This is a genomic window from Rhizobium jaguaris, from assembly GCF_003627755.1.
Taxonomy (GTDB): Bacteria; Pseudomonadota; Alphaproteobacteria; order Rhizobiales; family Rhizobiaceae; genus Rhizobium; species Rhizobium jaguaris.
Map to the genome: position 1 here is coordinate 44,146 of NZ_CP032694.1, position 23,355 is coordinate 67,500.

The following is a 23,355-nucleotide window of genomic DNA, read 5'->3' on the forward strand; positions in this document are numbered from 1 at the left end:
TCGACCTAAAATCATCCGGCTCTAGGCCGCTTCGCGGAAGCGGTAGCCGACTCCATACAGCGTTTCGATCATATCAAAATCGAGATCGACCATCTTGAATTTCTTCCGAAGCCGCTTGATGTGGCTGTCGATGGTGCGGTCGTCGACATAGACTTGTTCGTCATAAGCCGCGTCCATCAAGGCATCGCGGCTTTTTACCACGCCGGGGCGCTGCGCCAGCGAGTGCAGGATCAGAAACTCCGTGACGGTCAGCGTCACCGGTTCGCCTTTCCAGGTGCAGGTATGGCGTTCCTGGTCCATGACGAGCTGACCACGCTCCAGCGAGCGGGCCTGTTGCGCGGCGCCGGGCTTTGCCGCTGCGGCACCGCCGGCTGCGGCGGCTGCTTCGCGACTGGAGGCGCGGCGCAGCACCGCCTTGACGCGCTCGACCAGCAGGCGCTGCGAGAAAGGCTTGGTAATGAAATCGTCGGCGCCCATCTTGAGGCCGAAGAGCTCGTCGATCTCTTCATCCTTCGAAGTCAGGAAGATGACCGGCAGATCGGACTTCTGCCGCAGGCGGCGCAAAAGCTCCATGCCATCCATTCGCGGCATCTTGATATCGAAGATCGCCAATTGCGGCGGCCGGGCAAGCAGTCCGTCGAGCGCCGAAGCGCCGTCGGTGTAGGTTTCCACCTTATATCCCTCGGCTTCCAAAGCTATCGATACGGAAGTCAGGATATTGCGGTCGTCGTCAACGAGCGCGATTGTCAACATGGTGTTCGTCTCCGTCATCAGTGCGCGTCTCTCCCGGATTTGGAATCCAGCCCAGGTGGCTTGCCAGCTCGGTTGGCGGTAACCCGGCGCGCTTATGGGGATAAAGGTGGAACAAATTGTGGCAAAGATAAAGAGGCGGATTGCCGGGCTTGAAAACAGTTAACCAAGGGTTGTGCGACGAAACGTCTCGGACACCACTCTTTCAAACGATTTAAAATTAGCAAAATTTATTTAAATCGATTAAATACATGATATCATTCAATATTTTTCGCTTTTTTCCCTTGTGCTTTTAAAAAGACGTCTCTACGCTTTATTTAGTTTTAACGGCTGCGGCCACGTAGAGGAATAAAGCGATGGAGCAATTCGGCGTCCGTAATCCCGCAATCGAACTCGAATCGATCGGCCTGGGGGCCGCCGCTAGTGTGCGTTATAATCTCCTTGAAGCTCACCTTTACGAGGAAGCGATTCGTCGGCGGGAAGCCGATTTGACCGTTCACGGTGCGCTCAGAGCATTGACGGGACAACACACCGGCCGTTCGCCGAAGGACAAGTTCGTCGTCCGCAACAACATCACCGAAGACCAGATCTGGTGGGACAACAACAAGCCGATATCGCCGGAACATTTCGCGCTGCTGCACAAGGATATGCTGGCGCATGTGCACGGCAAGGACCTGTTCGTCCAGGATCTGATCGGCGGCGCCGATCATGATTACGCCTTGCCGACGCGTGTCATCACCGAATTCGCTTGGCACTCGCTGTTCATCCGCAACCTTCTCATCCGTCCCGAGCGGGCGGCACTGGAAAGCTTCGTGCCGAACCTCACGATCATCGACCTGCCGAGCTTCCGCGCCGATCCAGAGCGTCATGGCTGCCGCACGGAAACGGTAATCGCCTGCGATCTGGTCAATGGCATCGTCCTGATCGGCGGCACCTCCTATGCCGGCGAAATGAAGAAGTCGGTCTTCACCGTGCTGAATTACCTGCTGCCGGAACGCGGCGTCATGCCGATGCACTGCTCGGCGAATGTCGGCCCGGATGGCGACGCGGCGATCTTCTTCGGCCTTTCCGGCACCGGCAAGACGACGCTCTCGGCCGACCCGACGCGCACCCTGATCGGCGATGATGAGCACGGCTGGGGCGAAAACGGCATCTTCAATTTCGAAGGTGGCTGCTACGCGAAGACCATCCGCCTCTCGGCCGAGGCCGAGCCGGAAATCTACGCGACGACCCGCCGCTTCGGCACCGTGCTGGAAAATGTCGTGCTCGATGAGCATGGCGCGCCGGATCTCGACGACGGTTCGCTGACGGAGAATACCCGCAGCGCCTACCCGCTGCATTTCATTCCGAATGCTTCGGAATCCGGCATGACCGGCCATCCGGAGACCATCATCATGCTGACCGCCGACGCGTTCGGCGTCATGCCGCCAATTGCTAAGCTGACGCCGGATCAGGCGATGTATCACTTCCTTTCCGGCTACACCGCCAAGGTCGCCGGCACGGAAAAGGGCGTCGTCGAGCCGGAAGCCACGTTTTCGACCTGCTTCGGCGCTCCCTTCATGCCGCGTCATCCGGCCGAATACGGCAACCTGCTGAAGGAGCTGATTGCCCGCCACGGCGCCGGCTGCTGGCTCGTCAACACCGGCTGGACCGGTGGCGCTTACGGCACGGGCCGGCGCATGCCGATCAAGGCGACGCGTGCTTTGCTTGCCGCAGCGCTGAAGGGTGACCTCGATAACGTCGAGTTCCGCATCGACCCGAATTTCGGTTTCGCCGTCCCGGTTGCCGTCGAGGGCGTCGACAGCGCCATTCTCGATCCACGTTCCACTTGGGCCGATGGTCAGGCTTATGACGCGCAGGCGGCCAAGCTGGTGCAGATGTTCGTCGCAAACTTCGCCAAGTTCGAGGACCATGTCGACGGCAATGTTCGCGACGCGGCGCCCGGCATGCCGGTTGCAGCGGAGTAATTCGCCGCTTAAAGGCAGTGACTCACGTGAAACCTGCCACTAGCCCTCATGGTTCGAGACGGCCCTATGGGCCTCCTCACCATGAGGGCTAGTCCTCTCGTCTGAGGCGCAATAGCTCTCCACCTCACCCTGAGGCGCTTTTCGGCGCATGGCGCAGAATTGTCTCGAAGGGCGAGATGGCCCCAAACTCGCCACAACCATATTTTCAACCGCGCGCCGATATGGGATAGACGGGCGCGGAGAAAACCATGGCCAGCGACGTACTTTATATCAACGACCGGATCACCATTGCCGGCTGGGAACTGTCGGAACAATTCGTTCTCGCGGGCGGCCCTGGCGGGCAGAACGTCAACAAGGTTGCGACGGCTGTCCAGTTGTTCTTCAATATTCCGAATTCGCCATCGCTGAACGATCGCGTCAAGGCCAACGCCATCAGGCTCGCCGGCCGACGCGTCTCCAAGGACGGCGTATTGATGATCGAGGCCAGCCGTTTCCGCAGCCAGGACCGCAATCGCGACGATGCGCGTGAGCGGCTGAAGGAGCTGATCCTCGAAGCCGCCGCACCACCACCGCCGCCGCGCAAGAAGACCAAGCCGACAAAAGGCTCCATCGAGCGGCGCCTGAAGGAAAAATCAGGCCGCGCGGAGGTCAAGAAGATGCGAGGCAAGGTCGGCCGCGACTAGGTTTTCGGGCTGCGTTTTGGATTGGGCTCGGTAAAATAGGGTTTGTCAGGCGGAGTCGGTTGTCGAGGCTCTGTGCCTGGCCCCTCATCCTAACCTTCTCCCTGCATTGCGGGGAGAAGGGACGACAGCGTAAAGCAGCGAATATCCCCACTGTGGAGTTTGATGTGGGGCCGGATAAGCTCCCTCGCCCCGCATGGCGGGGAGAGGGTTGGGGTGAGGGGCCAGGCACAAAAGTGCGGCGATGATACATTCACCTGACCGGCACCAATCTTGGAAACATCGATGCTCCTTCCCAACGGAATTCGTCATCTCCCCAGCTATCTCGACCGTCCCACGCAGGAGGCGCTAGTCGAAGCGATCCGCGCGGTTACCGCCGAAGCGCCGCTTTACACCCCCGCCATGCCGGGCACGGGCAAGGAGATGTCCGTGCGTATGACCAATTGCGGTCCGCTTGGCTGGGTGACGGACAAACAGCGCGGCTATCGCTATCAACCAACCCATCCGGTCACGGGTAATCCTTGGCCCGCGATGCCGGGACTGCTTCTCGATCTCTGGAACGATATAGCGAGCTATGAAAAGCCGCCTGAAGCTTGTCTCGTCAATTTCTACAACGACGATGCCCGCATGGGCCTGCATCAGGATCGCGACGAACAGGATTTGGCGGCTCCCGTGCTGTCAATTTCGCTCGGCAATACCTGCCTCTTCCGCGTCGGCGGCCTCCACCGCAATGATCGCACGCTATCGTTCAAGCTTTCCAGCGGCGATATCGTCGTTCTCGGCGGGGAGGGAAGGCTTTGCTTCCATGGCGTTGACCGCATCTATCCGACGACGTCGACGCTGCTGAAGAATGGCGGGCGGATAAACCTGACCTTGAGGCGGGTGAACCCCTAGATTCTAGAGCTTCCTCAAAGCCACCTGCTCGATCAGATGATTCCTGCCTTTCTGCAGGATGAGGTCGGCGCGGGGGCGGGTCGGCAGGATATTCTGGCGCAGGTTCTTCAGATTGATGTTCTTCCAAAGTCCTTCGGCGGTCGCGATTGCCTCTTCTTCCGTGATCGAGGCGTAGCGGTGGAAGAAGGAGTTGGGGTCGCGGAACGCGGTTTCGCGGAGCTTCATGAAGCGGGCGACATACCAGTTGTGGATCAGATGCTCATCGGCATCGATATAGATCGAGAAATCGAAGAAGTCGGACACCATGGGCACGATCTTGCCATCGGCCGGCAGATGCCGCGATTGCAGCACGTTGATGCCCTCGAAGATCAGGATATCCGGTCGGTCGACGGTTTTGTATTCATTCGGCAGCACATCATAGACGAGGTGCGAATAGCAGGGCGCCTGTACGTTCGGCTGGCCGGCCTTGATCGCTGAGAGGAAGCGCAGGAGCGCTGCCGTATCGTAGCTTTCCGGAAAGCCCTTGCGCTGCATCAGGTTGCGGCGCTGCAATTCGGCATTCGGATAGAGAAAACCGTCTGTCGTGACCAGATCGACCTTCGGGCTTGACGGCCAGCGACCCAGCAATTCCTTCAGGATACGGGCCGTGGTGGATTTGCCGACGGCGACGGAGCCGGCGATGCCGATGACGAAGGGTGTCTTGGCGACATCGGAGAGACTGAGGAACCGATTGCGCTGCTCGAACAGGATCTGCGAGGATTCCACATGCGAAGACAGCAGGCGTGAGAGCGAAAGGTAGATGCGCCGGACTTCATCGAGATCGATCGGATCGCCCATGGAGCGCAGCCGCTTCACTTCATCAGCGGTCAGTGTCAGCGGCGTATCGGCTCGGAATTTCGCCCACTCTTCCGAAGAAAAGAAATAATAGGGCGAATAGGCTTTTGCCTCAAAAATGTCGAGCGTCTCGGGCGCAGGCAGGGTTTGGGTCGCTATTGTCATCGGATTCTACCGGCTGGCCTTCTCCTGAAGGCCGGATTGGGCGGTGCGCCTTTCGAGCTCACCCATGACATTCTGCAACGGAATGTCGGCTATCTTCAATACGACCAAAAGGTGATAAAGCAAATCGGCTGCTTCATAGGTGAGATTGTCGCGATCGCCGGTGACCGCCGCCATGACGGCTTCGATCGCTTCCTCGCCCAGCTTCTTCGCCGCCTTCGGCTGGCCGGCGGCGAAAAGCTTCGCCGTCCAGGATTCTTCCGGCGAAGCCTTGGACCTGATGTCGACGATCTTTTCGAGGTCGGAAAGGGTAAATCCGCTCATCCGTCTTATCCGCTCCTAATCGAGCCGCATGGCGATGCCATGCTGTGACATATAGTGTTTCGCTTCGCCGACCGAATAGGTGCCGAAGTGGAAAATCGAAGCTGCGAGCACGGCCGTTGCATGGCCTTCCTTGATGCCGGCAACCAGATCGTCGAGATCGCCGACGCCGCCGGAGGCAATCACCGGAACACGTACGGCATCCGCGATCGCTCGCGTCAGCTCGAGATCATAGCCGACCTTGGTGCCGTCGCGATCCATCGAGGTGACCAGCAGCTCACCGGCGCCGCGTTCGACCATCTTGCGGGCAAAATCGACGGCATCGATGCCGGTCGCGTTGCGGCCGCCGTGGGTATAGATTTCCCAGGCGCTCAAATTGTCGTCGCCGAGTGCTTCCGTGCGCCGCCGCTTGGCGTCGATTGAGACGACGATGCATTGATTGCCGAACTTGTCGGCCGCCTCGGCGACGAAATCCGGATTGTTAACGGCAGCCGAGTTGATCGAAACCTTGTCGGCGCCGCAAAGCAGAAGTTTGCGGATATCGGCGATGGTCCGAACGCCGCCGCCGACCGTCACCGGCATGAAGCATTGTTCGGCGGTGCGGGCCACGACATCGAAGATCGTCTCCCTATTGTCGGAAGAGGCAGTGATATCGAGGAAGCAGAGTTCGTCAGCGCCGGCGGCGTCATAAGCCTTGGCGGCTTCGACGGGATCGCCGGCATCGACGAGGTTGAGAAAGTTGACACCTTTGACGACACGGCCGTCCTTGACGTCGAGGCAGGGGATGACGCGGGCCTTCAGGGTCATTTTGCAGTCTCCTTCGTCCGCGCCGCCTTGATCAGCGACAAGGCTTCTTTCGGATCGATACGGCCATCATAAAGCGCGCGGCCGGAAATCGCACCTTCCAGTTTACAAGCGTCCGGTTCGACCATGCGACGGATATCGTCCAGCGAGGCAAGGCCGCCTGAAGCGATGACCGGAATGGAGACGGCATTAGCCAGTTCCAACGTCGAGGCCCAGTTGATGCCTGTCAGGATGCCGTCGCGGTCGATGTCGGTATAGACAATCGCGGCAACGCCGGCGCCTTCGAATTTCTTCGCCAGCTCGATCACGCCGAGTTCGGAGGCTTGAGCCCACCCTTCGACCGCCACTTTGCCGCCCTTGGCGTCGATGCCGACGGCAATATGGCCCGGAAATCGTCTGCAGGCTTCGACGACAAGGGCCGGATCGCGCACCGCGACCGTGCCGAGAATGACGCGGGCAAGCCCACGCGTCAGCCAGTTTTCGATATGGTCGAGCGTGCGGATGCCGCCGCCGAGCTGCACCGGGTTCTTCGTCGCCTTGAGAATGGCGTCCACGGCCGCGCCGTTGACGGTCTCGCCGGCAAAGGCGCCGTTAAGATCGACCACGTGCAGCCACTCGAAGCCTTGGTCTTCGAAGGCCCTGGCCTGAGCGGCAGGATCGGGGTTGTAGACGGTTGCCTGCTGCATATCACCGAGCTTCAGGCGCACGCATTGGCCGTCCTTGAGGTCGATGGCGGGAAACAGAATCATATCTTTGTCCTCAGTGCGCGAACCTTAAGGCTTCCAGCGCAGGAAATTGGCGATCAGGGCGAGGCCGAGCTTCTGGCTCTTTTCCGGATGGAACTGCGAGCCGGCCATGTTGTCGCGGCCGACAAAGGCTGTCATCGCGCCGCCATAGCTGGTCGTGGCGATGACATCGTCGGCGTGATCGGCCGCCAGATGGTAGGAATGCACGAAATAAGCGTGCAGCCCGTCCGGCCCGGTTGGGATGCCGTCGAAAAGCGGGTGCGGATGTCTAAGATCCAGCGTATTCCAGCCGATCTGTGGGATTTTCAGTGTGGGATCGTCCGGCGTCATCTCCTTGACGTCGCCTTTGATCCAGCCGAACCCCTGCGTGATCGTCTTTTCGAGCCCGCGCGACGACATGAGCTGCATGCCGACGCAGATACCCAGGAAGGGGCGGGCTTTGTGTTCCACAACATCGATCACCGCATCCGCCATGCCGGAAACGGCGTCGAGCCCGCGGCGGCAATCGGCATAGGCGCCGACGCCCGGAAGCACGATACGGTCGGCGCTGGCGACACGCTCGGCATCGTCGGTGAGATCGATTTCGGCATCGATACCGGCTTCACGCGCTGCGCGTTCGAAGGCTTTGGTGGCCGAGCGCAGGTTGCCGGAGCCGTAGTCGATAATTGCGACGCGCATATTCAGCGTCCTCCATCATAGCCGGGAAGGCCGAAACTCGGCCCGCCGCGGCTTGGACTGTTGTTTGGAGAGGAAGGGATATCCCAATTGTTCGATCGGATATTCTCCTCCTCTTTCACCTCGATGCCTGAGAAATAAATCGCTTCGGCCGTCGCCAGATTGGGCGCGGAAACCAGGCCTTCCGTCTTCCATCCGCCCGCAACGAGGTTCCGGTAGGCAGCATGGCGGCCTTCGAGCGCGGCGAGGATGTGCACACCGAGCAGGATCGCGATGCCTGCTGCGAAAAATCCCGGCCGGCGGATCAATTCCAAGGCGATGCCCTGCAGCAGAAAGGCGGCGACCGCCTGCAGCCAGAGCCGGTGAAAAAGCAGCCACAGCGTCGGAAACAGGAAGGCCGCCCAAGAAAAGCTGTCGCGGATGAAGCGCGTGCTGGCCTGGTTCTTGTCCGGTCCTCCGGGGGGCGTCAAAATCAAATAGCTTGCCATCTCTTCACTTTCCCCATGATGGGGCTCAGGCGAGTGTACCCTTTGTCGAGGGCACGCGGCCTGCCTGCCGCGGATCGATCTCGGTTGCCGTGCGCAGCGCGCGGGCAACGGCCTTGAAGCATGTCTCGGCAATATGGTGATTGTTGGCGCCATAATGGTTGAGGATATGCAGCGTGATGCCGGCATTCTGCGCCAAGGCCTGGAAGAATTCACGCACCAGCTCGGTATCGAAGGTGCCGATCTTGGGGGCGCTGAAAGCGACGTTCCAGACGAGGAAAGGCCGGCCGGACAGATCGACGGCCGCCTTCGTCATCGTCTCATCCATGGCAAGATCGATCGAGGCGTAGCGGGTGATGCCGCGCCGGTCGCCGAGTGCCTTGGCTATGGCCTGGCCGATGGCGATGCCGGTATCTTCGACCGCATGGTGATCGTCGACATGCAAATCGCCCTTGGTGTCGATCTCCATGTCGATCAGCGAATGTCGCGAAAGCTGCTCCAGCATATGGTCGAAGAAACCGACGCCCGTCGAAATCGTCGACTTGCCGCTGCCGTCGATATTGACGGACACCGAGACCGAGGTCTCGTTGGTCTTGCGGGAAACGCTTGCCGTGCGGCTCGCTACGGTCTCTGCCATGGGCTGCTCCATCGGATTGACGGCCGTTCCTTATCAGGCACATCGGCAAATATCCAGAAGTTACGCAAGTGCCTACCTCATTCGTCGGCTTCCATGCGTTATTCCGAAATAACTGCCATTTGCAATCGCAAAAAGCCCTCTTACATAGGGCATGACGGGGCCGAAACGCGGCCCGGCAGAACGCCCGCCAAAATGGGGGCAAACAGGTGTTTAGATGACGACAATTGTGACTATTCGCAAGGGCGGCAAGGTAGTGATGGCTGGCGATGGCCAGGTGAGCCTTGGCCAGACCGTGATGAAGGGCAATGCCCGCAAGGTTCGCCGCATCGGCAAGGGTGACGTGATTGCCGGTTTCGCCGGTGCGACCGCCGATGCCTTTACGCTCCTCGAGCGGCTTGAAAAGAAGCTCGAACAATATCCCGGCCAGTTGATGCGCGCCGCCGTCGAACTCGCCAAGGACTGGCGCACGGACAAATATCTGCGCAATCTCGAAGCAATGATGCTGGTCGCCGACAAACAAGTGACGCTCGCCGTCACCGGCAACGGCGATGTGCTCGAGCCCGAACACGGCGCCATGGCGATCGGTTCCGGCGGTAATTTTGCGCTCGCCGCCGCCCGCGCTCTGATGGATACCGACAAATCGGCCGAGGACGTCGCCCGCCGTGCGCTCGACATCGCCGCCGACATCTGCGTCTATACCAATCACAACGTGGTGGTCGAAACGCTCGACTCCGAATCCTAATTCCTCTCTTGATTGTTTCTAGCCCTGACGGGAAGCACACGAAATGACCACTTTTTCCCCCCGCGAGATCGTTTCCGAACTCGACCGCTATATTGTCGGCCAGCATGAGGCCAAACGCGCCGTGGCGATTGCACTGCGCAACCGCTGGCGCCGCCAGCAGCTCGAGCCCGATCTGCGCGACGAAGTCATGCCCAAGAACATCCTGATGATCGGCCCGACCGGCGTCGGCAAGACGGAAATCTCCCGTCGTCTCGCCAAGCTCGCCGGCGCGCCTTTCATCAAGGTGGAAGCCACGAAATTCACCGAGGTCGGCTATGTCGGCCGTGACGTCGAACAGATCGTCCGCGATCTCGTCGAGGTCGGCATCGGCCTGGTGCGCGAAAAGAAGCGCGCCGAGGTTCAGGCGAAGGCGCATATGAGCGCGGAAGAACGGGTACTCGACGCTCTGGTCGGCGCGACCGCCTCGCCGGCAACCCGCGACAGCTTCCGCAAGAAGCTGCGCGAGGGCCAGCTGGACGACAAGGAAATCGACATCGAAGTTGCTGACAGCGGCTCCGGAATGCCCGGCTTCGAGATCCCCGGCATGCCCGGTGCCAATATCGGTGTGCTCAACCTCTCCGAAATGTTCGGAAAGGCCATGGGCGGCCGCACCAAGAAGGTGCGCACCACGGTGAAGGATTCCTACAAGGAGCTGATCCGCGACGAATCCGACAAGCTGATCGACAATGAGGCGATCCAGCGCGAAGCGGTGCAGTCCGCCGAGAATGATGGCATCGTCTTCCTGGACGAGATCGACAAGATCGCTGCCCGCGACGGCGGCATGGGTGCCGGCGTTTCCCGCGAAGGCGTGCAGCGCGACCTGCTGCCGCTGGTCGAAGGCACGACGGTTTCGACCAAATATGGTCCGGTGAAGACCGACCATATCCTCTTCATCGCCTCCGGCGCGTTCCATGTGTCGAAGCCTTCGGATCTCCTGCCGGAATTGCAGGGCCGCTTGCCGATCCGCGTTGAACTGAAGCCGCTCAGCAAGGAGGATTTCCGCCGCATCCTGACGGAGCCGGAAGCCAGCCTCATCCGCCAGTACAAGGCGCTGATGGAGACGGAAGACCTGAAGCTCGATTTCACCGACGACGCCATCGACGCCTTGGCCGATGTCGCCGTGCACTTGAACTCCACTGTCGAAAACATCGGCGCGCGCCGCCTGCAGACGGTGATGGAGCGGGTGTTGGATGAGATCTCCTACAACGCTTCGGATCGCGCCGGCGTGTCGGTGACCATCGATGCCGATTATGTGCGTGAACATGTCGGCGATCTCGCCACCAACACCGACCTGTCACGCTTCATTCTCTAAGGGATGCTCTCGTGACGGCATCCTGAAATATTAATCACTCGACAGCGGGCCGTTAACTTTTTAGTTAGGGGCCTGTTTCCTTGTGTGCGATGGCTTTATTCGGCCAAGATTGTCCGTCAGTGAGCCGCATTGAAACATCGGATGAAACTTCGACTGGGCAGCCATCGTGCGACGCATTCTGATCACCCTTCTTCTGGCGGTTGTCAGCCTCTCCTGGATACCAGCCTATGCGGATGCGGCCACCGTGGTGCCGCCTGGCAACCGCAACGCCGAGCAGCCGCCGATCCCCGGTGCTTCCGTGCGCCGCACCAAGGGCACGAATTCGACCTTCGAGCGCAAATACCAGAAAGTTCACGAACTGCTGGCGACAGATACCCGGCTGATGTCGAAGATCAAGTCGACGGCGCGCGCCTACGGCATCGATCCGATCCACATCATCGGCGCGCTGGTCGGCGAGCATACTTATAATGTCGACGCCTATGACGGCCTGCAGTCCTATTATGTGAAAGCCGCCTCCTATGCCGGCCAGAGTTTCCGCTTCGCCTATAACGGCGAAGACGTCGACGATTTTGTCGCCCGACCGCAATTCGACGCCTGCAAGAGCAAGAGGGATTCCTACAGCCTCTGGATCTGCCGCGACGATGTCTGGGAAAGCGATTTCCGGGGCAAGAAGGTCGGTGGCAAATCCTTCCCCGACAATCGTTTCAGTGCCGTGTTCTTCCAGCCTTTCTATGCCGGCCAGACCTTCGGCCTCGGCCAGGTCAATCCCCTGACGGCGCTGGAGCTTTCCGATCTCGTCAGCAGCACGTCCGGTATTCCGAAGCTGGATGAAAAGGATGCCGGCGGCGTCTACAAGGCCATCATGGATCCGGATCTGTCGCTCGCCTTCGTCGCTGCGGCTATCCGCAAGTCGATCGATGACTACCGCTCGATTGCCGGCATGGACATTTCGGGTAATCCGGGCATCACGGCCACGCTCTACAATGTCGGCAATTCTCGCCAGCGCGCCTCCGCACTGGCCGCCAAGAACCGGGCGGCGTCACAGCCGGTCTGGCCGGAGGAAAATTACTATGGCTGGCTTATCAATGATAAGCTGGACGATCTGAAGTCGCTGCTCTAAACTTCTGGAGTCTTCGGGAAAATAAGGTTTTCGAGGAGATTAGATCTCATGGACATGATCCCGGAAGCCTTCTGTCCGCCAGCCCCGATCCCGCGCACTGTCCCGCCGTCGCGGCTGACGATCATCCGCACCATCCTGCGCAATCCGCTGGAATTATGGGGCGAGCCCTCCTATACGCTGCCGTGGATCATGACGCGCTTCTTTCGCGAGCGCACGCTGATCGTCAATGATCCCGGCTTGATCAAGCATGTTCTGGTCGACAATGCCTCCAATTACTGCATGTCGGAGATCCGCCAGCTCGTGCTCCGGCCGATCCTGCGTGACGGCCTGCTGACGGCGGAAGGCCAGGTTTGGAAGCGCTCGCGCAAGGCCGTCGCGCCGGTCTTCACGCCACGCCACGCCCAGGGCTTTGCCGGCCAGATGCTGAGCCAGACCGAAGCCTATGTTCGTAAATACGAGAATTCCGGCAGCGAGGGCAAAGTTTTCGACATCGCCATCGACATGACCGAACTCACCTTCGCCGTCCTCGCCGAAACGCTGTTTTCCGGCGAGATTGTCACCGAAAGCGGCCACTTCGCCGACGATGTCAACCAGCTTCTGCATCGCATGGGCCGCGTCGATCCGATGGACCTTTTGCGTGCGCCGGCCTGGGTGCCGCGCGTCACCCGCATCGGCGGCCCGAAGGTGCTCGACAAGTTTCGTGGCATTGTCCGCAAGACGATGGATCGTCGTCTCGACAAGATGCATCGGGATCGTGCCAGCGCACCCGACGATTTCCTGACGCTGCTTTTGGAAAAAGCCGGCCCGGATGGCCTGACCATGGAGGAAATCGAGGACAATATCCTGACCTTCATTGGCGCCGGCCATGAAACGACGGCGCGCGCGCTTGCCTGGACGCTCTATTGCGTCGCCAACACCCCACATATTCGCGAGACCATGGAGGCAGAGATCGATCAGGTGCTCGCCAGCGGGGCCGAGCCCGTCGCCTGGCTCGACCTGATGCCGAATGTCCGTGCCGCCTTCGAGGAAGCGATGCGCCTTTATCCGCCGGCGCCATCTATCAACCGCGCCTCGATCGCCGATGATGAATGGACAAGCCCGAGCGGGGAGCGCGTCGAGATTCCGGCCGGGATCACCGTGCTGATCATGCCGTGGACGCTGCATCGCCATGCGCTTTATTGGGACAAGCCGCGTGCCTTCATGCCCGAACGTTTCCTTCCGGAAAATCGTGGCAAGATCAACCGCTTTCAGTACCTGCCCTTCGGCGCCGGCCCGCGCGTCTGCATCGGTGCCACCTTTGCCCTGCAGGAAGCCGTCATCGCCCTTGCCGTCATGATGCACCGCTTCCGTTACGATGTGACCGATGAGACCAATCCATGGCCGGTGCAGAAGCTGACGACGCAGCCGCAAGGCGGGCTACCGATGCGGGTGACCAGGCGATAGGATTTGCCGCTTCGCGGCTAGCGGACCAGACGGGAAGGGTGCAATAACAGCATCACCTTCCGTTCAAAGGATTAGATAATCCCCGTGACATCTCATTTCCTGCTCGGCATTGACACCGGTGGAACCTATACCGATGCCGTTCTATTCCATGAAACAGACGGCGTTGTCGCCAAAGCGAAATCGCTGACCACGCGGCATGATTTGGCTGTCGGTATCGCCGGTGCGGTCGATGCGGTCATCGCCAGGGCGGATGTCCCGGTTTCAGCCATCGGCCTGGTATCGCTGTCGACGACGCTCGCCACCAACGCGTTGGTCGAAGGGCAGGGCGGTCGCGCCGGGCTGGTGATGATCGGCTTTGGTCCCGACGATCTGAAGCGCGACGGCCTGGCCGAAGCGCTGGGGTCTGACCCCGTACTGTTCCTGCCTGGCGGTCACAACGTTCATGGCAATGAAAACCCGCTCGATCTGACCGCCTTGGAAGAGGCGTTGCCGGAGCTTTCGAAGAGCGTTTCGTCCTTCGCGATTGCCGGCTATTTCGCGGTGCGGAATCCGGCTCACGAAATCCGAGTGCGCGACTGCATCCGCGAGATTTCCCATCTGCCGGTCACCTGCAGCCATGAGCTCTCTTCTAAGCTTGGCGGCCCGCGCCGGGCCCTGACGACACTTCTGAATGCCCGGCTGGTGTCGATGATCGACCGCCTGGTCGGCGCTTGTGAAGGGTTTCTCACCACGCGCGGCATCACGGCGCCGATGATGGTCGTGCGCGGCGACGGTGCGCTGATCTCGGCCGCGGAAGCCAAGCTCCGTCCGATCGAGACCATCCTCTCCGGGCCTGCGGCGAGCCTTGTCGGCGCACGCTATCTTACCGGCCTCGACGATGCCGTGGTGTCCGATATCGGCGGCACCACCACCGACGTCGCTGTCATGGAGGCCGGCCGCCCGCGCCTCGATGCCGACGGCGCCGTGGTCGGCGGTTATCGGACCATGGTTGAAGCGGTCGCTATGCGCACATATGGTCTCGGTGGCGATTCCGAAGTGAAGATCAACGATCGCGGCCTTGTCGCCGCCTTCGAACTCGGGCCGCGGCGTCTGCTGCCGCTCAGCCTCGTCGCCCATATGCATGGGCAAGCGGTTATTGGTGTCCTGGAGCAGCAGTTGCGCGCGCCGCATCTTGGCCGCAACGTCGGTCGCTTTGCCGTGCGCACGGGCGTGCCGGATCATCTGGCGAGCGGCTTGCTACCGTTGGAACGGGCGCTGTTCGACAAAATCGGCTCGGTACCCCTGCCGCTTGATCAGCTTCTGACGTCGACATCATTGAAAGCAACTCTGGACCGTCTGGTCGCCCGCGGCCTCGTGCATCTCAGTGGTCTCACGCCGTCAGATGCCATGCATGTGCTCGGCCGTCAAAACCAATGGAATGCGGAAGCCGCTCGGCTGGGCCTGGCGCTTGCGATGCGGATGAGGGACGGTTCCGGTCGTCCGATTGCCGAGTCGGTTGAGGAACTGGCGCAAAAGATCGTCGATCGCCTGACCCGGCAGTCCGCCGATGTCATCCTGGCTGCCTGCCTCGCCGAGGATGGCGTTACCCATCTCGATCCGACCAAATCGATCTCGATCGACCGCGCGCTTCGTCGCGCACCGGGCATCGCCCGTTTTGCTGTTTCGCTCGATCGTCCCCTGGTCGGTCTCGGCGCTTCCGCCCCCGTCTATTACCCCGCCATTGCCGCAATGCTGGCAAGTGAGAGCGCCATTCCCGCCGATTCGGATGTAGCCAATGCGATCGGCGCCGTCGTCGGTCAGGTCCGTGCCAGCGCCATAGTCTTCGTCACCATGCCCGAGGATGGCGTCTATGTGCTGAACGGAGCAGGCGAGACTTTGCGCTTCACCGACGAGCAAAAGACCTTTTCTCTGGCGCGGGAAAGGGCAATCGAGGTGGCGACGGCGCAGGCGCGGTTGAACGGTGCCGCGGATCCCGTTATCGCCATGGACGAACAGATCGATGCGCCGGAAATCGAGGGCAATCGCAAGCTGGTCGAAGCTCGTTTCATCGCCACTGCCAGCGGCCGCCCACGCATAGCCGCGGACTGATTCTTTCCAAGAATGCATAAATCTTTCGAACTATTGCCAAATTGACGGAAAGCGTAACCGCCCGCAAACTGGCAGCATGTAAAAATAGGGCCGTAGGACGGCCGTAAGGAGTGATGGGTATGAGCCGCATTGAAAAGAACGGGCTTCAGATCGAACCGGTGCTTTATGAGTTCCTCGTCAACGAGGCCCTGCCAGGCTCCGGCGTCGACCCGGATGCCTTCTTTGCCGGCTTCTCGGCAATCGTGCACGACCTTGCTTCGAAGAACCGCGATCTGCTCGCCAAACGCGACCGGATGCAGGCTGCCCTGGACGACTGGTACCGCAAGAACGGCGCGCCCGTGGACATGGCAGCTTACGAAGCCTTCCTGCGTGAGATCGGCTATATCCTTCCCGAAGGTCCGGCCTTCTCCGTCTCGACCGCCAATGTCGACCCCGAGATCGCTTCCATCGCCGGCCCTCAGCTCGTCGTCCCCGTCATGAACGCCCGCTATGCGCTCAATGCTGCCAATGCACGCTGGGGCTCGCTCTATGATGCGCTCTACGGCACCGACGCGATCCCCGAGACAGATGGCGCCGAAAAGGGCAGGGGCTACAATCCGAAGCGTGGCGAAAAGGTCATCGCCTGGGCGCGCGATCTCCTCGATACGGCTGCGCCACTTGCCGGTGCAAGCTGGAAGGATGTCACCGGCTTCGCCGTCAAGAGCGGCGCGCTGGCGATTGAAACGAAGAAAGGCACCGTCGCTCTTGCCGACGGCAGGCATTTCGCCGGTTATCTGGGTACCGCTGGCGCTCCTTCGCATATCCTGCTTCAGAATAACGGCATTCACATCGAGATCGTCATCGACGCCGGTACCGATATCGGCAAGGCCGATCCGGCTGGTATTTCCGACGTGCGCCTGGAATCGGCGATCACCACCATAATGGACTGCGAAGATTCGATCGCTGCCGTCGACGCCGAGGACAAGGCCGAAGTCTATCGCAATTGGCTCGGCCTGATGAAGGGCGACCTGGCGGAAGAAGTTTCCAAGGGCGGCAAGACATTCACCCGAAGCCTCAATCCGGATGTGACCTACACGGCACCCGATGGGTCGAGCTTCGAGCTGCACTGCCGCTCGCTGATGCTGGTGCGCAATGTCGGGCACCTCATGACCAATCCGGCGATCCTCGACCGCGACGGCCACGAAGTGTCAGAGGGTATCATGGATGCCATGATCACCGGCTTGATCGCACTCTACGATATCGGTCCGAACGGCCGCCGCAAGAATTCCCGCGCCGGCTCCATGTATGTTGTCAAGCCGAAGATGCACGGGCCGGAGGAAGTGGCTTTTGCGGTCGAGATCTTCTCGCGCGTCGAAGACGTGCTCGGTATGCCGCGCAACACCATCAAGATGGGCATCATGGACGAGGAGCGCCGCACCACGGTCAACCTCAAGGAGGCCATCCGCGCCGCCAGCGAGCGTGTCGTCTTCATCAATACCGGCTTCCTCGACCGCACCGGCGATGAGATCCATACCTCGATGGAAGCCGGTCCGATGATCCGCAAGGGCGACATGAAACAGGCCGCCTGGATCGCGGCTTATGAAAACTGGAATGTCGATATCGGCTTGGAATGTGGCCTGTCCGGCCACGCCCAGATCGGCAAGGGCATGTGGGCCATGCCGGACCTGATGGCGGCAATGCTGGAGCAGAAGATCGCGCATCCGAAGGCTGGCGCCAATACCGCCTGGGTGCCGTCGCCGACGGCCGCGACGCTGCATGCGACCCATTATCACCGTGTCAACGTTGCCAGCGTCCAGCAGGCATTGAAGACCCGCCCCCGCGCCAAGCTTTCCGATATTCTCTCCGTCCCGATCGCCCCACGGCCGAACTGGACGCCGGAAGAAATCCAGCGCGAGATCGACAACAATTCCCAGGGCATCCTCGGCTATGTCGTTCGCTGGGTCGATCAGGGCGTCGGCTGCTCCAAGGTGCCCGACATCAATAATGTCGGGCTGATGGAGGATCGCGCCACGCTCCGCATCTCGGCCCAACACATGGCCAACTGGCTGCATCACAAAGTCATCAGCGAGGCGCAGATCGTTGAGACCATGAAGCGCATGGCCGCCGTCGTCGATGAGCAGAATGCCGGTGATCCCAACTATATCGCCATGGCAGGCAATTTCGATGGCTCGATCGCCTTCCAGGCGGCGCTTGATCTCGTGCTCAAGGGCCGCGAGCAGCCGAATGGCTACACCGAGCCGGTCCTTCACCGCCGCCGTATGGAGCTGAAGGCGAAGCTGGCTGGGTGATGATCCGTTTGTGATGCTTTGCCGCGAAGGGCGATGCTTGGCAAGATTCCCTCTCCCCTCGGGGAGAGGGCAGGGTGAGGGGGTGTCGCCTCGAGCGCGAAGTAATCTTGTTTTCAAGGAATTATTTCTTTGCCGTGCGTCCCCCTCATCCGCCCTTCGGGCACCTTCTCCCCGAGGGGAGAAGGGATTTTCGGCAGCTTCAACTCCCATCCGCAAACGAAAAGGCCGCCGGACATCAATCCGGCGGCCTTTTTGAATTCCAAATGCCAGAGCGATTACTGGATTACGACGACCTTGGTGCTGTGACCCGGCAGAACGCGATTATAGAGATCGATGACGTCCTGGTTCATCAGGCGGATGCAGCCCGAGGAAGCGGCGGTGCCGATCGAGGCCCATTCCGGCGTGCCATGCAGGCGGAACAACGTATCCTGGCCCTTTTCATTGTAGAGATACATGGCGCGGGCGCCGAGCGGATTTTCAAGGCCCGGGTTCATGCCGTCATCGACATACTTGGCGATTTCCGGACGACGGACCGCCATTTCCTTCGGCGGATGCCAAGTCGGCCATTCCTGCTTCCAGGCGACATATGCCGTACCCGACCAGGCAAAGCCCTGCTTGCCGACGCCGATGCCGTAGCGCATGGCTTCGTTGTTGCCGAGAATGTAGTAGAGATGGCGCTCGCGTGTGTTCACGATGATCGTGCCCGCGGCTTCGTCAGACTTGTAAGAAACGATCTGGCGGCGGAACTGCGGCTTCACCTTCTGGATCGGGATCGCCGGCAGTTGGAAGCCGTTGTCGCTCGTGACGCCGTAATCATTATCGAACGTCTTGACGGTGTCGGAAGCGGAGTTGGCGGTAGCGGTCGGCGTGGCTGCGGCAGTGGTGGCATAGCCAGCCGTGACAAGCGTTGCGACAAGGCCGAGTGCGGTCATAGCATTGCGGATGCGCATGGAAGTCTCTTGGTGAGTTGTGACAGGGAATAGGGGATGGTTTTCACCATCTTTGACTATGGTTTATTTTCTATTAAATTTAGCTTTGCAAGCTGATGCGGTGCCACAAAAATAGCGCCGCCACGCAAATTAAAGGGACATGGTTTTTTTGCAACAACGCTTGTTCGGTCCCTGAGGCAATTCATGACGATTTTGAGTGTTTACAATAATAATCCGTTAATAGACGGCCGCCAGTCGGAACGGGCGATGCTTGTACGCAGAGGTGTGCAATTATTACTGCACGAGATGCGCCACGCCGTCTTGCCGGAACTGCCGCTCTCCAGCGGCCGCCGCGCCGACCTCATCACCCTCTCCGAAAAAGGCGAGATCTGGATCATCGAGATCAAATCCTCGATCGAGGATTTCCGCGTCGACCGCAAATGGCCGGATTACCGCCTGCATTGCGATCGCCTGTTCTTCGCGACGCACAAGGACGTGCCACTCGATATCTTTCCGGAAGAGTGCGGGCTCTTCCTGTCGGACGGTTACGGCGCGCACATGATCCGTGAGGCGCCCGAACATCGCCTGCCGCCCGCCACGCGCAAGTCGGTGACGCTGAACTTCTCCCGCGCTGCGGCCCAGCGATTGATGCAGGCCGAATGGGCGACGGGTAAGTCTTTTTCGTCTGAATGAAGTCTATTTCGGCGCGCGCTTGGCGAGAATGCGTTGCAGGGTGCGGCGATGCATGTTGAGGCGGCGGGCCGTCTCGGAAACGTTGCGCTCGCACATTTCATAGACGCGCTGGATGTGCTCCCAGCGCACCCGATCCGCCGACATCGGATTTTCAGGCACCTCGGCCTTTTCACCCGGCCGTTGCGTTAGCGCCGCATAGACGTCGTCGGCGTCCGCGGGCTTGGCGAGATAATCGAGTGCACCGAGCTTCACGGCGGTGACCGCGGTTGCGATATTGCCGTAGCCGGTCAGCACGACGATATGCGTATCGTCGCGCCGCTGCCTGATCGCTTCGATGACGTCGAGGCCGTTGCCGTCACCGAGGCGAAGGTCGACCACGGCATATTTCGGTGGATTGACCTTGGATTTGGCAACGCCTTCCGCCACCGACTCCGCCGTCTCGACCTCAAAACCGCGTGTCTCCATGGCCCGCGCCAGCCGGCGCAAAAAAGGTCCGTCGTCATCGACGATCAGCAGTGTCGCATCGGGGCCGATATGGTCCACCACGTCTTTGGCCCCCGCTTGAGGGTCGGTGAGCTCTTTATCCGTCATCATGTTCAATCCCGGCGGCTGACCGCCTGCATGGTCCTATTGCCTTAACGACCGGTGTTTTAAGCCGTGAAAATCATTTTGTCGAATTACTGTCTATCAACATTCGGGGCCATTCGATGCGGATGCGCGCGCCTGGCGTTTCCGGATCGCGATTGCCGAAGGTAAGCGCCGCACCCGATCGTTCCAGCAGGGTTTTTGCGATGAACAGGCCGAGCCCGAGGCCGCCGGCCGTGTCGTCACGCTGTCGTGTTGTGACATAGGGCTCGCCGATCCGCGTCAAGATATCGGCGGAATAACCGTTGCCGTCATCCTCGATCACGATGGTCAGCGTATCGGGATCGTACTCGACCGTGACGGTCACCTTCTTTCGGGCGTAGTCGACGGCGTTTTCGATGAGATTGCCGAGACCGTACATGATGCCGGCATTGCGGTTGAGCACCGGTTCGCCGGTCCGCGGGCTCTTTTCGATCAGCTCAAGCTTGATGCCGAATTCCCGGTGCGGGGCGATGATTTCCTCCATCATCGACGACAGCGTCAGCCGGCGCATATGCGCCTCATCCTCGGAGGAGAGTGTCGTCAGCCGCCTCAGGATATCGCGGCAGCGTTCGCTCTGGCTGCGCAGCAGCGCCACATCCTCGCGGAAGCGATCATCATGGCTGAGCTCGCGCTCCATCTCCTTGGCGACGACGCTGATCGTCGCCAGCGGCGTGCCGAGTTCGTGGGCGGCAGCGGCGGCGAGCCCATCGAGCTGCGACAGATGTTTTTCGCGCTGCAGCACCAGTTCCGTCGCCGACAGCGCGTCGGCGAGCTGTGTCGCCTCCATGGAGACACGATAGGCATAGAAGGCGGCAAAGGCCATGGTCGAGGCGATCGAGCACCAGACGCCGAGCTGCATGACGCTGTGGACGTTGACCTGCGCGCCGCCGTACCAGGGCAGCGGAAAGGGCGAAAAGGCAAGCCCGGTGATGCAGATCATCGCCAGCACGATCAGCGTCATGCTGTAGCGGATCGGCTGCGAGGCGAAGGAGATGATGACCGGCACGCAGACCAGTGCCGAAAAAGGATTGGCAAGCCCACCGGTAATCAGAAGCAGCCCGCAGAGCTGCAGAAGATCGAGGCCGAGCAGCGCAAAGGCGGCCGGCGGCTCGAGACGATGGGTCGGCGGATAGCGCAGCGTCAGGAAAAAATTGATCCAGGCAAGACACGCGATCAAGACGCCACAGGCTAAGAGCGGCATGGGAAATTTCAGCCAAAAGGCGACGATCATCACCGTCACCGTCTGACCGCCGACCGCAAGCCAGCGCAGACGCACCAGCGTCTGCAGCCTGAGCCGCCGGCTGGTGTGGTGTTCGTCCTGCGGCTTGGCGTCCGCATCCGGCATCCTGTCCAATCCTCTGAAGAACCTGGCCATCCTCAGGTACCACGCGGCTTGGCTCTTGTCGTCGGCAAAGCATCCGCCGGATCCTCCGGCCAGGGGTGCCGGGGATAGCGTCCGCGCATATCGGCACGCACGTCTTTCCATGATCCCGCCCAGAAGCCGGGCAGATCGCGCGTCGTCTGAATTGGCCGATGCGCCGGCGACGTCAGCTCCAGTACCAGCGGCAACCGGCCGCCGCCGATCGCCGGATGCTGCTTCAGCCCGAAAAGTTCCTGAACGCGGATCGTCAGCAGCGGTTCCTCGCCCTCATATTGGATCGGATGGCGCTGGCCGGTTGGCGCTTCGAAATGTGTCGGCGCCATCCGGCCGAGGTCGCGCTGAAGCTCATGCGGCACCAGCGACATCAGCCCGTTGGAGAGCCCGCCGGTGGAAATATCGGAGAGGCCGCGCGCGTCGGTCTGGAACGGTGTGAACCATTCCTCGAGCCGCGACAGCAGGGCCTCGTCGCTCATATCGGGCCACGGCTCTCCGATCGTCCGATGCAGGAAGCCGATCCGTTCGCGCAATTGCGTCGCCTCCTTCGAAAAAGGCAGCACCCCGATCCCGAGCTCGCGAATGCCTTCGACCAGCGCTTTCGCCGCTTGTTCGCCGGACGGCCGCGGCAAGGGTGTTTCCTCGAAGACGATGGCGCCGAGCCGGGTGACGCGCCGCGCCCGCACCTGACGGCTGGCCTTGTCGAATAGGCTCTGGTCTTCCGTGCGAATTTCGCCCGGCAGATGTTCTTCGACATCCGCACGCGAAATTTCCGCCGCCGCGAGGATACGGGCTTGGGCGGCCCGGCCGGTCAGATCGGCAATCACCAGCATCTGCGACCCGGACAGGCGTTCCGTCTCCGGCAATTCCGCGCCGCGCCCGTTCGCCATGACGAAGCGGCCGCGCCCGCCGCGCTGCAGGGCGATGCGGTCGGGAAAAGCATGCAGTAGCAATGAGCCTGTCAATATCGGTACTCCCGCTGCCGCAGCCTTGCTCTCACCCGCTGCCGTCGCCAGCCTCGCAGCCAGCCGGCGCGACGCTTCAGCCCTTTCTCCCTTTTCCGTCTTGAACCGTCGGAGGCGCTCTTCCAGATCGATGCTCTGCCCGCCCAGTCCCTGTTCCGTCAGCAATACGGCGAGCATCGCCGCCTCTCGCGCCTGGCCGAATTCCGCCGCCGAGATCACCATCGCAGAGAGCCGCGGCGGCAAGGCCAGATCGCGCATCAGCCGCCCGCGTACGGTCAGTCCGTTTTCGGCGTCCAACGCCCCCAATTGCCGCAATAGCGCGCGCGCTTCGGCGAGCGTCGTTGCCGGAGGCTGATCGACAAAGGCAAGTGTGGCTGGGTCCTGCACCCCCCAATGGGCAAGGTCAAGGGCCAGGCCGGAAAGATCGCTGGACAGGATCTGCGGTGGCGTGAAGGCCGGTAGCGCCGCCGTCTGGCCGGGATGCCACAGCCGGATCGCGATGCCGGGCTCCGTTCGTCCCGCACGGCCGGCGCGCTGGTCGGCGGAAGCGCGCGATACGCGCACCGTTTCCAGCCGGGTGATGCCGGTCGACGCCTCGAAGACGGGCAGCCGCTGTAGGCCGCTGTCGATGACGATGCACACGCCGTCGATAGTGATCGACGTCTCGGCGATCGACGTCGCCAACACGATTTTGCGCGTGCCCTTGGGCGCCGGGCGGATCGCCGCGTCCTGTTCCTTCTGGCCGAGATTGCCGTAAAGTGGCGCGATCACGGTTTCCG

Annotated in this window: 22 protein-coding genes (1 of these 22 only partly in view); 10 read left to right on the top strand and 12 right to left on the bottom strand. The window is 60.9% G+C overall.

The features are described 5' to 3' along the window. Nucleotides 1-21: 21 nt before the first annotated feature. Nucleotides 22-753 (bottom strand): response regulator transcription factor, encoded by a 732-nt coding sequence (locus tag CCGE525_RS00205; protein ID WP_205587452.1) that lies wholly within the window; start codon nucleotides 751-753, stop codon nucleotides 22-24. 353 nt (nucleotides 754-1,106) lie between these two features. Between CCGE525_RS00205 and CCGE525_RS00210 the strand changes: the two genes are divergently transcribed. From CCGE525_RS00210 to CCGE525_RS00220, 3 genes are all read left to right on the top strand, one after another. Further along, the gene (locus tag CCGE525_RS00210; protein ID WP_120702533.1) at nucleotides 1,107-2,717 is read left to right on the top strand and encodes a phosphoenolpyruvate carboxykinase; all 1,611 of its coding nucleotides are present in this window, start codon (nucleotides 1,107-1,109) and stop codon (nucleotides 2,715-2,717) included. Between the two features lie 248 nt (nucleotides 2,718-2,965). Continuing rightward, a complete protein-coding gene (gene arfB / locus CCGE525_RS00215) occupies nucleotides 2,966-3,400 on the top strand; it encodes an alternative ribosome rescue aminoacyl-tRNA hydrolase ArfB (RefSeq protein ID WP_120702534.1) in 435 nt (144 codons plus the stop codon). Between the two features lie 282 nt (nucleotides 3,401-3,682). Next, on the top strand, nucleotides 3,683-4,291 hold the full coding sequence (locus CCGE525_RS00220; protein ID WP_120702535.1) for an alpha-ketoglutarate-dependent dioxygenase AlkB family protein: 609 nt from the start codon (nucleotides 3,683-3,685) through the stop codon (nucleotides 4,289-4,291). A 3-nt stretch (nucleotides 4,292-4,294) separates the two neighbouring features. Here the strand turns inward: CCGE525_RS00220 and coaA are convergent, their stop codons facing one another. Genes coaA through hisB form a run of 7 tightly spaced genes read right to left on the bottom strand, consistent with a single transcriptional unit; the run spans nucleotide 4,295 to nucleotide 8,955 of the window. After that, nucleotides 4,295-5,290 (bottom strand): type I pantothenate kinase, encoded by a 996-nt coding sequence (gene coaA / locus CCGE525_RS00225; RefSeq protein WP_120702536.1) that lies wholly within the window; start codon nucleotides 5,288-5,290, stop codon nucleotides 4,295-4,297. Between the two features lie 6 nt (nucleotides 5,291-5,296). Continuing rightward, nucleotides 5,297-5,611 (bottom strand): phosphoribosyl-ATP diphosphatase, encoded by a 315-nt coding sequence (locus CCGE525_RS00230; protein WP_120702537.1) that lies wholly within the window; start codon nucleotides 5,609-5,611, stop codon nucleotides 5,297-5,299. 15 nt (nucleotides 5,612-5,626) lie between these two features. After that, entirely contained in the window at nucleotides 5,627-6,415 is a 789-nt protein-coding gene (hisF, locus tag CCGE525_RS00235; RefSeq protein ID WP_120702538.1) for an imidazole glycerol phosphate synthase subunit HisF, read from the bottom strand. Next, nucleotides 6,412-7,161, bottom strand: coding sequence for a 1-(5-phosphoribosyl)-5-[(5-phosphoribosylamino)methylideneamino]imidazole-4-carboxamide isomerase (hisA, locus tag CCGE525_RS00240; protein WP_120702539.1), 750 nt, complete (start codon nucleotides 7,159-7,161; stop codon nucleotides 6,412-6,414). Before hisA ends, hisF begins: the two co-directional genes overlap by 4 nt. Nucleotides 7,162-7,185: 24 nt before the next feature. Then, complete coding sequence (gene hisH / locus CCGE525_RS00245) at nucleotides 7,186-7,836, bottom strand: imidazole glycerol phosphate synthase subunit HisH (RefSeq protein ID WP_120702540.1); 651 nt, start codon at nucleotides 7,834-7,836, stop codon at nucleotides 7,186-7,188. 2 nt (nucleotides 7,837-7,838) lie between these two features. Continuing rightward, nucleotides 7,839-8,321, bottom strand: coding sequence for a DUF2628 domain-containing protein (locus CCGE525_RS00250; RefSeq protein ID WP_120702541.1), 483 nt, complete (start codon nucleotides 8,319-8,321; stop codon nucleotides 7,839-7,841). Between the two features lie 25 nt (nucleotides 8,322-8,346). Beyond that, nucleotides 8,347-8,955 (bottom strand): imidazoleglycerol-phosphate dehydratase HisB, encoded by a 609-nt coding sequence (hisB, locus tag CCGE525_RS00255; protein ID WP_120702542.1) that lies wholly within the window; start codon nucleotides 8,953-8,955, stop codon nucleotides 8,347-8,349. A gap of 214 nt (nucleotides 8,956-9,169) precedes the next feature. On the opposite strand from hisB, the gene hslV reads away from it, so the two are divergent. The 6 genes from hslV to CCGE525_RS00285 all read left to right on the top strand — a co-directional run bounded on the left by hslV (nucleotide 9,170) and on the right by CCGE525_RS00285 (nucleotide 17,987). Beyond that, the gene (hslV, locus tag CCGE525_RS00260) at nucleotides 9,170-9,697 is read left to right on the top strand and encodes an ATP-dependent protease subunit HslV (RefSeq protein WP_107106416.1); all 528 of its coding nucleotides are present in this window, start codon (nucleotides 9,170-9,172) and stop codon (nucleotides 9,695-9,697) included. Nucleotides 9,698-9,740: 43 nt separating this feature from the next. Then, nucleotides 9,741-11,048 carry an ATP-dependent protease ATPase subunit HslU gene (hslU, locus tag CCGE525_RS00265; RefSeq protein ID WP_120702543.1) on the top strand — a complete coding sequence of 436 codons (1,308 nt, stop codon included), beginning with the start codon at nucleotides 9,741-9,743 and terminating at the stop codon, nucleotides 11,046-11,048. A 166-nt stretch (nucleotides 11,049-11,214) separates the two neighbouring features. Further along, on the top strand, nucleotides 11,215-12,168 hold the full coding sequence (locus CCGE525_RS00270) for a DUF1402 family protein (protein ID WP_120702544.1): 954 nt from the start codon (nucleotides 11,215-11,217) through the stop codon (nucleotides 12,166-12,168). Nucleotides 12,169-12,216: 48 nt separating this feature from the next. Then, the gene (locus CCGE525_RS00275) at nucleotides 12,217-13,611 is read left to right on the top strand and encodes a cytochrome P450 (RefSeq protein WP_120702545.1); all 1,395 of its coding nucleotides are present in this window, start codon (nucleotides 12,217-12,219) and stop codon (nucleotides 13,609-13,611) included. A gap of 84 nt (nucleotides 13,612-13,695) precedes the next feature. Next, a complete protein-coding gene (locus CCGE525_RS00280) occupies nucleotides 13,696-15,699 on the top strand; it encodes a hydantoinase/oxoprolinase N-terminal domain-containing protein (RefSeq protein WP_120702546.1) in 2,004 nt (667 codons plus the stop codon). Nucleotides 15,700-15,818: 119 nt separating this feature from the next. Next, on the top strand, nucleotides 15,819-17,987 hold the full coding sequence (locus tag CCGE525_RS00285; RefSeq protein WP_120702547.1) for a malate synthase G: 2,169 nt from the start codon (nucleotides 15,819-15,821) through the stop codon (nucleotides 17,985-17,987). A gap of 275 nt (nucleotides 17,988-18,262) precedes the next feature. Here the strand turns inward: CCGE525_RS00285 and CCGE525_RS00290 are convergent, their stop codons facing one another. Continuing rightward, nucleotides 18,263-18,937: a L,D-transpeptidase gene (locus tag CCGE525_RS00290; protein WP_120702548.1), complete on the bottom strand. Its 675-nt coding sequence runs from the start codon at nucleotides 18,935-18,937 to the stop codon at nucleotides 18,263-18,265. 183 nt (nucleotides 18,938-19,120) lie between these two features. Between CCGE525_RS00290 and CCGE525_RS00295 the strand changes: the two genes are divergently transcribed. Beyond that, nucleotides 19,121-19,609, top strand: coding sequence for an MmcB family DNA repair protein (locus CCGE525_RS00295; protein WP_120702549.1), 489 nt, complete (start codon nucleotides 19,121-19,123; stop codon nucleotides 19,607-19,609). A 3-nt stretch (nucleotides 19,610-19,612) separates the two neighbouring features. On the opposite strand, the gene CCGE525_RS00300 is transcribed toward CCGE525_RS00295, so the two are convergent. The 3 genes from CCGE525_RS00300 to hrpB all read right to left on the bottom strand — a co-directional run. Then, nucleotides 19,613-20,200, bottom strand: coding sequence for an ActR/PrrA/RegA family redox response regulator transcription factor (locus CCGE525_RS00300; RefSeq protein WP_120706170.1), 588 nt, complete (start codon nucleotides 20,198-20,200; stop codon nucleotides 19,613-19,615). A 73-nt stretch (nucleotides 20,201-20,273) separates the two neighbouring features. Further along, a complete protein-coding gene (locus tag CCGE525_RS00305) occupies nucleotides 20,274-21,581 on the bottom strand; it encodes an ActS/PrrB/RegB family redox-sensitive histidine kinase (protein WP_205587414.1) in 1,308 nt (435 codons plus the stop codon). A 32-nt stretch (nucleotides 21,582-21,613) separates the two neighbouring features. Further along, nucleotides 21,614-23,355, bottom strand: partial view of an ATP-dependent helicase HrpB gene (gene hrpB / locus CCGE525_RS00310; protein WP_120706171.1) — the 3' portion only. 727 nt of this gene lie beyond the right edge of the window; the window shows 1,742 of its 2,469 coding nt (coding positions 728-2,469); the start codon falls outside the window, past its right edge; its stop codon occupies nucleotides 21,614-21,616.